The organism is Nonlabens sp. YIK11 (assembly GCF_001413925.1).
Classification (GTDB): Bacteria; Bacteroidota; Bacteroidia; order Flavobacteriales; family Flavobacteriaceae; genus Nonlabens.
On the sequence record NZ_LBMJ01000001.1, the window covers coordinates 3,041,001 to 3,056,788 of the forward strand.

Below are 15,788 nucleotides of genomic sequence, written 5' to 3' on the forward strand. Positions count from 1 at the left end.
AGTACCTGCATGCAATCTCAAAAGCTGTATCCTGAAATAACTAATTATTCCTACGGCAGTAGTCAAAACTGGAGCATTGATGTCGATGCATCTCAAATAATTTCAATTGCTAATAATTCAGGGTTGTCCAGATTCGATGGTCAATCATGGTCTATGCACCCTATACCTAAAAAGATGATAGTGCGATCTGTACTTTGTGTAGACGATCGTATTTATACTGGATCTTATGAAGAGTTCGGATACTGGAAAACAGAAAGTGATGGTGAACTAAAATACCACTCTCTATCATCAAAATTTCCAAAAAACACACCTCTTCAAAGTGAAGAATTTTGGCAAATAATTGAGCATAACGGTGTGGTTTATTTTAGGTCATTTGGTTCTATCTATTCTTATAATGGATCCACCATCGCTCTAATTGCTAACTCATTGGACATATCAAGTTTGGCAATATTTAATGACAAACTACTCTATAGTAGCCTTTCACAAGGACTGTATCAATTTGACGGTTATCAAATCAGCTCTTTCAATGAATACGAAGAATTGAAAGGATTGACGGCTATCAATAACCTTAAAACTTATGAGGATCAAATATTTATCTATGATTTAAACAAAGGCGGTTTTCTAATTAAGAATGGAAATCTCATTAATTTGTCAAATTCTTTAAACCAAATGCTGAAAGATGACATCATTAACAAGGTTGAATTTGTCGGCTCCAACACCATTGCTTTTGGCACGATTAAAAATGGAGTACTTGTTTACGACATTGGTAGCCAAAAGGTAAAAGTTATTAATCGACAAGCAGGCATTCGTAATAACACTATACTAGATATAAAAGTTCATGAAGGCGAGTTATGGCTTGCTCTTGATAATGGTGTGAGCCGTGTTGCAATTGATGGTGAAATAACATTTTACAGCGATGACTCTGGTGTTCTAGGTACTGTTTATGACATAGCATTTTTTAAAAATAAATATTATCTCGCGAGCAATACAGGGGTCTACACCTTTGAAAACAACCAATTGAATCTACTAGAAAATTCGGAAGGTCATTGCTGGGGCATTCATCAATCTAATGGTCAACTATTTTTTGGTCACAATAGAGGAGCTTTTATCCTTAATGGTGAAAAATTAGATTTAATCGAAGGTTCTTACAGTGGTGTTTACGATTATGTAGCCATTCCTAATTCCAATGATTTTCTTATTTCCACCTACTCCGGTATAGGTATTTTAAGCAATCAAAATAATATATATTCCATATCCAAATTATCTGGACTTGATGTCCCTATCGACAATATCGTAGTTGAAAACAGCGAGCTGATCTGGGCTACTGATAACTTTAAAAATTTATTTAAAATCACTTTTGATCCAGTTCAAAAGAGGATAAAAATGGTAAATAGTTTTCAAGAGAAAGAACTTGTGGCAAATAATAATGTAGATATTGTCAAAATTAAAAAACAGCCGTATTTCATCATAGATGGTATTTGGTATGCCTACCAAGAAGAAAACCAAAAATTTATAACTACTGAAAATTATAAAAATAATCTACTGATAGGTCAGGATCAGAAAAAACTTTGGTTCTTAAATCAAGATGATTCCAGAATTAGTTATTTGGAACAAGATACTAATGAATCTATAAGGTTCTATAATCAAGAATTAATTGCAAAGCTGGTAGATGGTTACACCAAGATAATATCGAAGAATGAAAATGAAGCTATCATCAACCTGAAGGACGGTTTTGCATTGATAAATACCTCTAAACGGAGGCAAGATAACAATCACGAATTGATCATTAAAAATATTCTGTCAAATGGAAATAGAATTGACTTGAATGATGATGAACTGGAATTAAGCTATCAAGAAGGTCGATCTGTTTCATTTAAAGTTTATTCTCTTGGTAGTTTTGATCATAACCTTACTTATAGGCTTAGAGGTGAAATGAAACAATCAGAAGTGATAGTCGACGGAGGCTTTGTTTTGCGAAATCTTCAAAGCGGAAATTATCAGTTATCGATTATAGATAATGGAGATATGAGTCTAAAAAAAGTTATAAGCATTTATGTTTCACCGCCATGGTATTTAAGCTGGTGGATGAGTATTATATATATAACCTTTTTCTTGGGACTACTATTTGCTGCTGGACGATACCAAAAGATCAAAGCGACCAAAGCGCACGAAAAGGCTCAAGATGATTTAATGAAGCGTGCTAAGCAGGAAATTGAGCAAATCGAAAAGGATAATTTAATTAGGCAAGTAGAATCCAGACAAAAGGAACTCATTAATCGTACAGCAACTATTGTAAGAAAAAATGAGGCGATCATCACCTTACGCAATGAGTTAAGAAAGCTGCAGGAGAGTTCACCAAACAAGATAAGAACTAGCAATATTTTAAAAAGAACTGGTGAACAACTGGATAGTAAAAATGACTGGCAGCTGTTTGAATCGAAATTTAATTCCTTAAACGAGGACTTTTTCAACAACCTATCCCGCAGGTTTCCAAAACTAACTTCGAAAGATCAAAAGCTTTGTGCATATATCAAAATTGGTCTTACTTCAAAAGAAATTGCTCCTTTATTGGGAATAACTAAAAGAAGTGTGGAACTACAACGTTATCGCCTGAGAAAAAAGCTAGATCTGGATACTGATATTAATTTTAATGAATTTTTGACGCAATTATAATAGGATATCAGCAATATTGGCTCTAAATATTACCACATCATCAGTACATCAAAGTGTTAAATTTTATTTTTACGAAAATTTTATCGCTCTTTATATCAGTCACTTACACGTGATTGTGGTTTCATGATCTCTGAATACAACTACATCCATAATGATTCTTTTAAATTTGGGTACACTGGTATAACACCTTAATACCTAATAGTTTATAAGAGTAATTTATGAGTATTCAAGCTAAATTTTTTACCGCTATAATCTTTCTGTTCTTTGGTCAACTTGTTTTAGCCCAAAAAACTATTTCTGGAAAGGTTTTCGATAATACAAATACTCCTATTCTAGGAGCGACAGTTTTCATTCAATCAAAAAACACTGGTGCTCAAACAGATTTTGACGGAGAGTTTAACCTACAAGCTGAAGAAGGTGATGTAATTAGTGTAAGCTACCTAGGGTATGTAACTCAAGAATTTATCGTTGATGATCGAAATGATTATAGTATCGTACTAGAGACCGATGTGAACTCTCTAGAGGAAATTGTTATAGTAGGTTATGGTAAACAAAAGAAGGCAATCCTCACCAGCTCTGTATCAAGAGTTGAAGGAGAAGAAGTTGCTAAAGAACCAGTTTTAAATGTGACTCAAGCTTTGCAGGGTAAAGCTGCTGGAGTTAACATCATTGCTTCTGACGCTCCTGGTCAAGCATCTACAATAATCATAAGAGGATTAGGAACCGTGCAAGGTGGAAGAGACCCCTTGTATGTTGTTGATGGTATCCTAACTGACAACATTAATAACATCAACTCGTCAGACATTGAATCCGTCAATATCTTGAAAGATGCTGCATCACTAGCTATTTATGGAAATAGAGGTGCCAATGGAGTAGTGATTGTTACTACTAAAAGAGGTAAAACAGGCGAGATGAGAGTCAATCTAGATGCGTACACTGGATTCAGAGATATACTTACCCGTGTTGAACTTGCAAATGCATCTGAATATGTTATCTATAGCAATGAAGCCTTGCGTAGAACCTACTTAACCGATAACGACCCTACTAACGATAATAGCACTTTAGGTTTTATACCAACAGATCAGCAATATGATACCAACTGGTTGGAAGCGATCACACAAATTGGCCTGGTTAATAATTTCAACCTCTCTGCTTCTGGAGGTTCCGAAAATTTAAATGCTTTCTTCAGTGCAAGTTTCAATGAAGAGCGCGGCGTTTTACTAAATGATCAATTCAATCGTCTTACAGTAAGAAGTAACATTGAGTACAAGTTAACGGAGAAATTAAGGTTCTCTCACAACTTTAGCTCTCAGCTAGCTACTGGTACTCCTCAGAATTATGCTCTGTTTACCTCTGCATACAAACAAGCTCCAATTATACCGATAAGAGATGAAAACGGAGATTTCGGGTCATCTATTAACATCAATAATGTTGCTAATCCAGCTATAGATGCCAGTAATGAATTTAAAGAAGACAAAAATAAATTTTTTAAGCTACAAGGAGCATTTAAAATTGACTACGACATTCTTGAAGACTTGACATTTACTTCAAGGTTTTCTATAGAAACAGAGTATGGTAGATTTTATTCCTTTAGAAACAGACTTGGTAATTTTTTAGCTCAGAACCCATTTAATACGGTAAGTAGTTTTGAAGGTGAATTAGAAAATCCAGCTAACACTAGACTTACAGTAACTCACACTAACACCTACAGATGGTTTTTAGATAACTATTTCACTTACGACAAAACATTTAATGATGTGCATACCATTAATGCAACCTTAGGTATCACCTCAGAGGAAAATGGTAGCGAATTTTTAACAGCTACTAGAAATAATGTTCCTCTGGATTCAAATTTAAATTTCAATCTAAATACTGGTGATGAAGATGAAACGCAGCTAAACTCTGGCGCGCTAAGTGTAAGAGACAGATTGTACTCGTACATAGCTCGTATCAACTATGATTATGATGACAAATATCTTTTTGGAGGATCCTTTAGAAGAGATGGCTCTAGCAAATTTCAAAAAGGTCAGCAGTATGGAAACTTCTTTGCAGTGAGTGCAGGTTGGGTTCTAACCCAAGAGGATTTCATGGATGAAACAAGTTTTGATATTCTAAAATTGAGAGCAAGCTATGGTGAATTGGGTAATCAAAATGTTCCGTTGAATGTCCTTGCCGCTACCACTGGTGCTGCTGGTTTCTACCCTTTTGGTCAAAATCAAGAACTGCAGCAGGGAATAACCATTACGGGAACAATTCAAGAAGATCTCACATGGGAAACCACCGAGGAGTACAATTTTGGGGTAGAATTTTCCCTTTTTGACTACAGATTATCTGGTGAGCTAGATGTTTATCAACGACTTAATAGAAATGCTATTCTACAAATAGATTTACCTAGTCTTCTTGGATTAGATCCATTCAACGCTAGCGTTGGTCAAATACAAAACCAAGGTATTGAGCTAGCCGTGAATTGGAAAGATGAAATAACCAATGATTTATCATACTCTATAGGTATTAATACTTCTTACAACGAAAATGAAATCACGAAAGTCACTAATCCGTTTTTCTTAGAACAATTAGGTGGTTTTATCAACAATGGCCAGTATACTAAGAAGATAACTGTAGGTCAACCTTTAGGTAGCTTCTATTTATACGATGTAGCCGGAATAGATGATAATGGAGACCTAGTTTATAAAGATCTCAATGAAGATGGTGTTGTAGATGAAAGTGACCGAGCATATTTCGGCTCTTATCTACCTAAGTTTTACGGTGGAGTAAATCTTGGTGCTAAGTATAAAAGCTTCGACTTTACAGTCGATACCTATTTCAATGTTGGTAATAAAATCTACAACGGTAAGAAAGCTCAGCGTTTTGGAAATGAAAATATTGAATCCATCAATTTCAACAGTCGTTATACGAATGGTCGTCCCAGCAACACGACGCCTAGAGCATTCAACGATGTTCCTTTATCGTCGACTTATTACCTAGAAGATGGAGATTTCTTGAGAATAAATAATATAACAGTAGGTTACACCCTGCCATTGAAAGAAGATTTTTTCTTGAGCAACCTAAGAGTTTACGCTACTGCTAAAAACCCATTTATATTCCAAAAGTTTTCTGGATTTACTCCTGAATTACCGGGAGCCCCTCTAGGAAATGCCGGAATTGAATTAGATGCTTACCCTACCCTACGATCATTTTACATTGGATTGAATACTTCGTTTTAAATCAAATTGCTATGAAAAACACTTTTAAAATAACAAAACGAATCTATCTGGCATCTTTGGTATGCGGACTATTTTTATTCTCCTGCTCGGAAGATTTCATTGAAGTGGAATCTAATCAGGAAACCGAAGACGCTTTAACTGCGGAAAGAGCTCCAGAGTTAGTAAATGCGGTTTACAACAGTTTGTTGCGCTGGGAAATGAGTTCATTTGGATGGACAGGAATTTCCAGTATAGCATCTGATGACGCAGATAAAGGAAGCATTCCAGGAGATACTGGAGCCGACAAGAATTTATTGGACGCACTTAATATAACTCCAACTATCATTTCAGTAGCTGAAGTGTGGAGTGGTCACTATGCAGGAATCCAGCGTGCTAATCAAGCAATTTCGAGGATCTCTCAATTCGAAATGGAAGAAACTTTACAAAATAGACTTATTGGTGAAGCCCGTTTCTTAAGAGCATTGTTCTATTTCAGATTGGTTCAGGTTTACGGCGGTGTACCTATCATATCTAATATTACTTCTCAAGATGAGATCACCGCAGATATTTTATCTAGAAAAACCAAAGAAGAATGTTACGCATTTATTGAAAACGATTTGCAGTTTGCAATTGAAAACCTACCAGCAAAAAGTGAATATCCTGCTTCAGAACTTGGAAGGGCCACTAGAGGAGCTGCGCAAACTTTGCTAGCAAAAGTAAGTATGTATCAATCCAAATGGCCTGAGGTCTTAACCCTTACTGATCAAGTAATCAATTCTGGAGAATACGATCTTACTCCTAATTATGAAGATATATGGAAAGAGATATCAGAAAATAATATGGAATCCATATTTGAAATTCAAGCTAGAGGTACTGATCCTGCTGCCGGAGTGGACAAGTATAGTACCATCCAAGGTGTACGAGGCGAGAGTGGCTGGGGTTGGGGCTTTAACACTCCTTCACAAGATTTAGCAGATGCCTATAGTCCAGATGATCTAAGACAAGATGCCACTTTCATTCTTGCTGGAGAAACATTGTTTGACGGTAGAGTCATCAGTCCCAATGTTCCTAATCCACGCTATAATCAGAAAGCATACTCCAGCATTCTGACAGAATCAGAATTTACCGGTAAAAATGTAAGACTCTTAAGATTTGCCGAGGTTCTATTAATGAATGCCGAGGCAAAATCGATATTAGGTGGTGATGTTGCCACACCACTCAATCGAGTTAGACGACGTGCCGGTCTTGATCCTGCCAGCGATGTTAGCACGATGGGAGTTTGGGAAGAAAGAAGGTTAGAACTAGCGTTTGAACATGATAGATATTTTGACCTGGTAAGACAAGGTCGTGCCGAAGCAGTGTTGAATTCCAAAGGAATTCCTTTTGTAGCTGGAAAACATGAGGTGTTTCCTATACCTCAAGAACAAATTGATTTAAGTGGTGGAGCGCTTATTCAAAACCCTAATTACTAATAATAGAACAATGAGAATATACTCAGAAAGCATAAAAGCAATGAAGTTCGCCCTTTTTACCATTACAGCATTTCTTACTACCAATTGTACGAATGAGGACATCACCGCACCACCACCAGATGTTGGATTCATAGAACAGCCAACTGTAGAACGAATTTCTTCAGAAGCTTTGATGGACCTTGTTCAAGAAAGAACGTTTAATTACTTCTGGGAATTTGCTGAATCTAACAGTGGTCTTGCTAGAGAGACGTCAAAAGACAATGCTATAGGCGGCGATGGAGCTCGTGTTGTGACTACCGGTGGTTCAGGATTTGGTATAGCATCCTTTCCGGCAGCAGTGGAACGTGGATGGATCACGAGATCAGAATCTATAGAAAGAATGCAAAAAATCCTCAATTTCTTAGAAAATTGTGAGACGTATCACGGTGCATTTTCGCATTGGTATTTGGGAGATTCTGGAGTCACGAGAGATTTCAGTCCGCTTGATGATGGAGCAGATATCGTTGAAACAGCGTTTCTTTTGGAAGGACTTCTCATCTATAAGCAATATATGTCCGTGAACGACCCTGAAGAGCTAGACATAAGAAACCGCATCACCGCCTTATATGACAATGTGGAATGGAGTTTCTTTGAAAGAGGACAAAACGTATTGACTTGGCACTGGTCTCCTGATAACGAGTTTGCCATTGATTTACAAATTCAAGGATGGAATGAAGCTTTATTGGTTTACGTACTTGCAGCTGGATCAAATACTTTCCCTATCACCAGAGAAACTTATGAAAATGGCTGGGCTAGAAATGGTCAGATGGTCAACGGTAACACTTACGTTGGGACAATGTTGCCTTTGGGAGTTGATTTTGGAGGACCATTATTCTATTCTCACTACTCTTTCATAGGCTTGGATCCACGTAATCTATCTGATCAGTATGCAAACTATTTAGAGCAGAACATCGCCCATTCATTAATTAACTATGAATATTGTCGCAACAATCCAAAGGACTTTTTGGGTTATGGTGGTGATAGTTGGGGCTTAACCGCGAGCAATGACTACAACGGTTATGCGGTACATGATCCATTAAATGACATAGGAGTCATCACTCCTACTGCAGCATTATCATCTTTTCCTTATACACCAGACAAATCTATGGCAGCAATGGAATATTTCTATTACAACCTCAACGATCGTTTATGGGGTCAGTATGGCTTTTATGATGCCTTTAGTGAAGAGTTCAACTATTTCGACGATGGCTATTTAGCGATTGATCAAGGACCCATTGTAGCCATGATTGAAAACCATAGAACTCAATTGTTATGGAATTTATTCATGCAGGATGAACAAGTTCAGAAAGGACTAGACGTATTAGGATTTATTTATTAAGGAATGATGAAAAAAGCTACCTACATATCAGTTTTAGTTCTGGCAATATTGCTCTCCAGCAGTTTTGAGAAACATCGCAATACTTCATATTATCCACCAAGTGATAGTGAGATTGAAACAAAAATCGACTCACTACTATCCATCATGACATTAGATGAGAAAATTGGGCAAACCGTATTGTACTCTAGTATAGAAGACCAAACAGGTCCCATCATGGATCCCAATTATGTCAACTATCTCAAAAACGGAGAAATAGGCGCCATTTTTAATGCTACGGGCTCCGCATTTACCAGAGAATTGCAAAAGGTAGCGGTAGAGGAAACACGCTTGGGAATCCCTTTAATTTTTGGTTACGATGTCATCCACGGGTACAAAACTATTTTTCCCATACCAATGGGTGAAGCTTCCAGTTGGGATCTTGAATTGATGGAAAAAACAGCTCAAATAGCCGCTAAGGAAGCGGCTGCAGAGGGTCTGCACTGGACTTTTGCTCCTATGATAGATGTTGCTAGGGACGCAAGATGGGGACGCATTGCAGAAGGTGCTGGCGAGGATACATTTCTTGGTAGCAAGATTGCTAGAGCTAGAGTAAAAGGATTTCAAGGAGATGATCTCAATGATAGATACTCTATTCTCGCCTGTGCAAAACATTATGCAGCATACGGTGCCGCGCAAGCCGGTCGAGATTACCATACGGTGGACATGTCTTTGAATACGTTAAGAGAAACATATTTACCTCCTTTTAAAGCGGCTTTGGATCAGGATGTTGCCACGTTTATGACAGCCTTCAATGAACTTAACGGAGTTCCCGCTACTGGAAACAGCTTTTTACTCAAAGATATACTTAGGGACGAGTGGAATTTTGATGGCTTTGTGGTTACAGACTATACATCTATTAATGAAATGGTTCACCATGGAAGTGCAGAAACCCTGGAACACGCTGGCGAGATTGCAATGAATTCTGGAGTCGATATGGATATGCAAGGTGGTGTATTCAAGGATTATATGAAAAAATCCATTGAAGATGGAAAAATCAAAATTTCTAGACTTGATGAAGCTGTAAGAGACATTCTCAGGTTGAAATTCAAATTGGGACTCTTTGAAGACCCATACAAATACTCTAACGAGCAACAGGAAAAAGAAATCATACTTCACGAGGACCACTTAGAGGTTGCCAGAGACGCAGCAAGAAAGTCAATGGTTCTGCTTAAAAATGAAGGTGACATCTTGCCTTTGAAAAATTCTCAAAAAATCGCCCTTATAGGCCCACTTGCAGATGATCAATTCCACATCATAGGAAATTGGGCAGCAAAAGGTGATAGAGACGGAATTGCAGTTAGTGTCAAAGAAGGGTTTGAAGCTCAAAATAAGAATTTCGCTTTCGCGAAAGCGTGTAACATAGAAGATTCTGAACAGCCCGACTTCACTGAAGCCATCAAGATCGCAAAAGCGGCGGATGTGGTAGTGATGGTAATGGGTGAATCAGAGCGAATGAGTGGTGAGGCCGCAAGTAGAACTAATCTTTTGTTGCCAGGCTACCAACAGCAACTCATTGCAGAAATAAAGAAAACAGAAACACCTATAGTACTGGTATTGTACAACGGTAGACCTTTGAACCTTAGCTATGAAAGTGAGGCAGCTGATGCAATTGTAGAAGCTTGGTTTCCAGGAACAAGCGGTGGCCATGCGGTAACAGATGTATTGTACGGTGATTACAACCCAGCAGGAAAACTAACAGTGACTTTCCCAAGAAACGTAGGTCAGATTCCTATCTACTACAATATGAAGAACACAGGTAGACCTCAGGATATTCCAGGTGCGCACGAGAGATATGTATCTAAATATATCGATGTCGACAACTCTCCCATGTATCCTTTTGGCTACGGACTTAGTTATACAAAGTTTACCTATGGTAGGCCAGAATTATCCTCAAAAACAATGACTGTTGATGATTCTATAACAATATCAACAACGGTGACTAACAGTGGTGACTATGATGGTGAAGAGGTCGTACAACTCTATATCAAGGATCGTTTTGCCAGTATCACAAGACCAGTCAAGGAGTTGAAAGGCTTCGAAAAGATATTCCTGAAAAAAGGGGAAACCAAAACAATAGAATTTACTATCACACCAGAAGATCTAAAGTTTCACAACAACAAATTGGAATTTGTCAATGAAGCAGGCGATTATGACTTGTTCGTCGCTGGTGATTCTGACAATGAGTTTACCAACTCCTTCAATTTTGAATTCAAAAAATCTAAAACTTAAGCTATTATGAAATATTCTTTACTTTTTGTTTTCGCGATTTGCGCTTACATTGGGTCCGCTCAATGTACTGATCCAGACATCACAGATTTTGAATGTACCACACCGTCTCACCCTATCACTGGAGCTCTTGTAACGGTAACAAATCCATTTCCGCACGATATAAATCGCAGCGCAAATGTCGGTAGATATACAGACGATGGAACTCAAGGCTTTGACGCCTTGGTAGTTGACTACGGAGCAGCAATAGACTTGTCTGTGAACCCAATACTTAAACTTAAATTCTACTCAACGAATTCAGTTCAGGTTTTAGCCAAGCTGGAAGGTGGAACTCCTCAAGAAATTTTTTCTGATTTCAGCCAGTTAAATACATGGCAAGAATTTTCATTTGACTTTACCGCTTCTCAAGGAAGTGGAAATACCAGAGTAGTATTTTTTATTAATCCAGGTGTTTCAACAGGAACTACTTCAGATTTTTACTATTTAGATGATATATTATTTGATGATTCCGTAGTGACGCCATGTGAGGAACCGTTCATCACAAATTTTGAATGCTCTCCTGCTACGCAAACCATTAATGGTGCATTGATACCAGTAGCAAATTCCGTCTCAGGTGGTATCAATACTAGTCCGACTATAGGACAGTATACCGATAATGGTACTGCTGGATTTGACGCCCTGGTTATAGATTATGGTAGCGTCATCGATCTTTCCGAAGATAATCTATTTAAAATCAAGTTTTATTCTCCTAGCTCTGTTCAGATCTTAGCTAAACTTGAAGGTGGCACACCTCAAGAAATATTTTCAGATTTCAGTCAAGTTAATACCTGGGAAGAGTTCATATTTGACTTCAGTGCTTCTCAAGGCCAGGGAAATACACGTCTGGTTCTGTTCTTCAATCCAAATGTTACGACGGGAACACCTAATGATATTTATTATATCGACGAGTTACAGTTTGGAACGGTAGAAAGAACGGTTTACAGCTACAAAAACGACGCTGTCGCTTGGACTCCTAACGAACCTAGTAATGGCATAGATATCTCAACAACACTAGATAATGTTTTGATTCAAGGCGGTGCCGCAGAAACAACGAATGACCTTTTAGCAGCTAACATCCTTGTTTCAACTGGTGCTATCCTTAACACCCAAGGAATCAATATTGCAGCGTCATTAACCAGCGATGGTGATACCAATATTTTTGGTGCGCTAGTTCCTAATGCAGCTACAATAAACAGTAATGGTAATCTCACTCTAAAAAGTACTATCGATGGTACATCTGCGGTAGGTAATGCTGCAACTGCGACTTTCAATGGTAACATTACAGTAGAGCGTTACATTCCAGCCTCAAATAGAGCGTATCGATTGTTATCAACGCCAATACAAAATGCAGGTGCGATAAGTACCAACTGGCAACTGGATACTCATATTACGGGAACCGGTGGAGTGGCAAATGGCTTTGACCAAACAGCAACTAATCAGTCCTCTATGTTTACTGTTGATGAACAAGCGTCACCAGCAAACTATGAAGCAATAATGACAACTGCTACAACGCTTGACCATGGTACTGGATATTTATTGTTTGTAAGAGGAGATCGAAGCATTGATTTGAGCAACAATAACGCCACTCCGACAGCAACCACATTATCATCTACTGGAACATTGTTTACTGGTGACCAAACCTTAAATGGAGTTCAACTTAATACTGGAGACTTTCAAGCTGGTGGTAACGGTTCGTCCCTAGTGGCAAACCCTTATCAGGCACCAGTAGATATGGAACAGGTACTAAATTCCGCTACTGAAATAAATCAGGAATTCATTCACGTGTATGATCCTACCTTGGGTGACTTGGGAGCATTTGTCACCGTAGGATTTGGTGCAGCGACAGATGGAAGCGATGATATTACGAATTTTAGTTTAGGTGCCAACGCTGGTACTGATGCTTCTCCAACGCAGGCATCGAGATTTCTACAGGCTGGTAGCGGCGTATTCATTAATACTCTGGATCCTGGGACTGACGGTACAGCTATGCCTTCTGTAACTTTTAGTGAATCTAACAAGGCACTTGGTAGCCCTGTGGCGGTACCATTTGAAGCGCCCGATAGTGGTAATTCGAACCGTACTATTGGAATTATAAATGTCAGCCTGTTTGATGCAAATGCTTTTTCTAATAACGAAACACCTAGAGACGGTCTAGCGATAAGGTTTTCAGATCAGTACAGTAATGAGGTTGAAACCACAGATGCATACAAGGCCAGCAATTTGGGCGAGAATATGGCCAGTATGGCAAATGGTCAAAAATTGAGCATCCAGAGCCGTGCATTTCCCATTGATGAAGAGATCATCGACTTGTCATTCACCAACTATCAAAAGTCAAATTACATCATGAAGGTAACCGTTGCAAATATGGGAGAGATTTTCACTTACCTGATTGACAATTTTACGGGTTCCAAAACTTTATTGGAAAACGACTCTGAAACTTTAGTAGAATTCTCTGTGAACTCATCAAATGATTCCAGTATTAATGAGGATCGCTTTGATATCGCTTTCGCGAAAGCGGTACTATCCACAACAAATAACCTCGCAATTGGATTTAAAATATTTCCAAACCCGATTACAAATGGTAACGTCAATATTATTCTAGATCAAGCTACGCAAACACAGCTGGTAATCTATAACACGTTGGGGCAAAAAGTGCAACAGCAAAGTCTAAGCAACACAAGTAATCTTCAAAGCATTGATGTCTCAAGCCTGAGTCAGGGAATGTATATCATGGAGATAGTACAAGACGGAACTACTGTTTCCCAAAAAATAATCATTCAATAAAAAAACACCGCTATGAACTTCAATAAATGTGTAAATCGATTCCTAATGGTAGCCCTTGTAATGTTGGTAATAACAATGATTGACGGAGACCTATATGCGCAAATAGACCTTCCCGATGACGGGAATGTCGATGATGTCCCTATGGCGCCTATTAATGGTTTGATAGGTATAGCAATGGCCGTAGGTTCCTATCTAGGGTACAAAAAATTGAAAAACAATAAGCAGTAGCTGATGTAAAAACTCACTTCTTGCAATCAAACTCTATATAATAGATTGAATTATGAAAAAAATATTACTTATTGGTTTAGGCTTGTTAGCCTATACTGGCTATGGTCAATGTACCGACCCTCAAATTACGGACTTTGAATGCTCTGAGCCGTCTCATCCTATTACTGGAGCAGTTGTGAATGTGGTAAATCCATTTCCCAGCGGTATCAATACGAGTGAAAATGTGGGAGAATATACTGACGATGGAACGGCTGCCTTCGACAACTTTTTTATAGAGTATGATACGCCTATAGACTTAACCACAAATAGCGTTTTGAAACTTAAACTGTACACCACTAGCTCGGTTCAAATTTTAGCAAAACTAGAAGGTGGTTCTCCTCAACCAGAGATCTTTTCTGACTTTAGCGTGATTAATGAATGGCAGGAATTTTCCTTTGACTTTAGTGCCGCTGTTGGCGATGGCAATACAAAGGTAGTTTTGTTTATAAACCCCAACGTTACGACAGGTACTACAACAGACATCTATTACGTTGATGATTTGACCTTTGTTGAGCCTGATGGACAAGGTACACCCTGTGAAGAACCCGTAATTACAAATTTTGAATGCTCTGCTCCATCTAACACGATCACTGGCGCATTAGTCAACGTTGCAAACTCATTCCCTGGAGGAATCAACACAAGTGAGAATGTTGGAGAATATACGGACGATGGAACAGCTCCATTTGACAACCTTTCTATTGAGTATGGTACACCTATTGACCTTAGCACCAATAGCGTTTTAAAACTAAAATTCTATACTACCAGTTCTGTGCAAATTTTAGCGAAATTAGAAGGTGGCACAAACAATCCTCAGATCTTTTCTGATTTTAGTGAGGTGAATACATGGCAAGAATTTACATTCGATTTTAGTTCCGCAGTTGGTGATGGAAATACTAGAGTGGTACTATTTGTAAACCCTAATGTAACGACCGGCACTACAACCGATATTTATTACTTTGATGACCTTGCGTTTGACGAGCCGGCACAACAGGCGACACCTTGCGAGGAACCTGTAATTACAAATTTTGAGTGCTCTGCACCTTCTAATCCTATCATTGGTGCTTTGGTAAAAATCACAAACCCATTTCCTACAGGAATTAACACTAGTGAGTATGTAGGTGAGTATACAGATAATGGGACGGAAGGTTTTGATGCTTTAGTGGTTGATTATGGAACTCCTATAGACTTATCGATTAATCCAATATTCACAATCAAGCTCTACTCTCCTACCTCCGTTCAGATTTTAGCAAAGCTTCAAGGAGGGACAGCTGAGCAGGAGATCTACTCAGATTTTAGCGCCGTGAACGAGTGGCAAGAGTTTACATTTGATTTTACCGCTTCTCAAGATAACGGAAATACAGAGCTAGCCATATTTGTAAATCCAGCAGTATCTAACGGCACCACTACAGACATCTACTATCTTGATGATTTACTGTTTACTAGTGCAACTGCATCCAGTGCACAGAACACTCTTTCACAAATCAAATTATTCCCAAACCCGACAACTGATATATTAAATATCTCCTCTTCAGAAAAAGTAGATAGTTACCAGATACTCAATATTTCAGGAAAAACGGTCATTAGAAAAACTAAAAACACTTCTGATTTAGTTGATGTGACTAGTCTAAGTTCCGGAATCTATTTTATCAAACTTGAAAACTCAACCTCTATGGCTGTGATCAAGTTTGTAAAACAATAATGACTAAA

8 protein-coding genes are annotated in these 15,788 nt (G+C 38.2%); all 8 read left to right on the top strand.

The genetic code is table 11. From position 1 onward, the window contains the following. The first annotated feature begins 9 nt into the window (after positions 1–9). Entirely contained in the window at positions 10–2,673 is a 2,664-nt protein-coding gene (locus tag AAU57_RS13880; protein ID WP_055413486.1) for a hypothetical protein, read from the top strand. 218 nt (positions 2,674–2,891) lie between these two features. Then, the gene (locus AAU57_RS13885; protein WP_055413487.1) at positions 2,892–5,897 is read left to right on the top strand and encodes a SusC/RagA family TonB-linked outer membrane protein; all 3,006 of its coding nucleotides are present in this window, start codon (positions 2,892–2,894) and stop codon (positions 5,895–5,897) included. A gap of 11 nt (positions 5,898–5,908) precedes the next feature. Continuing rightward, on the top strand, positions 5,909–7,348 hold the full coding sequence (locus tag AAU57_RS13890; RefSeq protein ID WP_055413488.1) for a RagB/SusD family nutrient uptake outer membrane protein: 1,440 nt from the start codon (positions 5,909–5,911) through the stop codon (positions 7,346–7,348). A gap of 40 nt (positions 7,349–7,388) precedes the next feature. After that, the gene (locus AAU57_RS13895; protein WP_082438677.1) at positions 7,389–8,726 is read left to right on the top strand and encodes a glucoamylase family protein; all 1,338 of its coding nucleotides are present in this window, start codon (positions 7,389–7,391) and stop codon (positions 8,724–8,726) included. A gap of 6 nt (positions 8,727–8,732) precedes the next feature. After that, positions 8,733–10,994: a beta-glucosidase BglX gene (gene bglX, locus AAU57_RS13900; RefSeq protein WP_055413490.1), complete on the top strand. Its 2,262-nt coding sequence runs from the start codon at positions 8,733–8,735 to the stop codon at positions 10,992–10,994. Between the two features lie 6 nt (positions 10,995–11,000). Beyond that, positions 11,001–13,814: a T9SS type A sorting domain-containing protein gene (locus AAU57_RS13905; RefSeq protein WP_055413491.1), complete on the top strand. Its 2,814-nt coding sequence runs from the start codon at positions 11,001–11,003 to the stop codon at positions 13,812–13,814. A 45-nt stretch (positions 13,815–13,859) separates the two neighbouring features. Then, positions 13,860–14,042, top strand: a complete 183-nt coding sequence (locus tag AAU57_RS15135; protein WP_156340219.1) for a hypothetical protein — start codon at positions 13,860–13,862, stop codon at positions 14,040–14,042. 52 nt (positions 14,043–14,094) lie between these two features. Further along, entirely contained in the window at positions 14,095–15,780 is a 1,686-nt protein-coding gene (locus tag AAU57_RS13910) for a T9SS type A sorting domain-containing protein (RefSeq protein WP_055413492.1), read from the top strand. Positions 15,781–15,788: the final 8 nt, after the last annotated feature.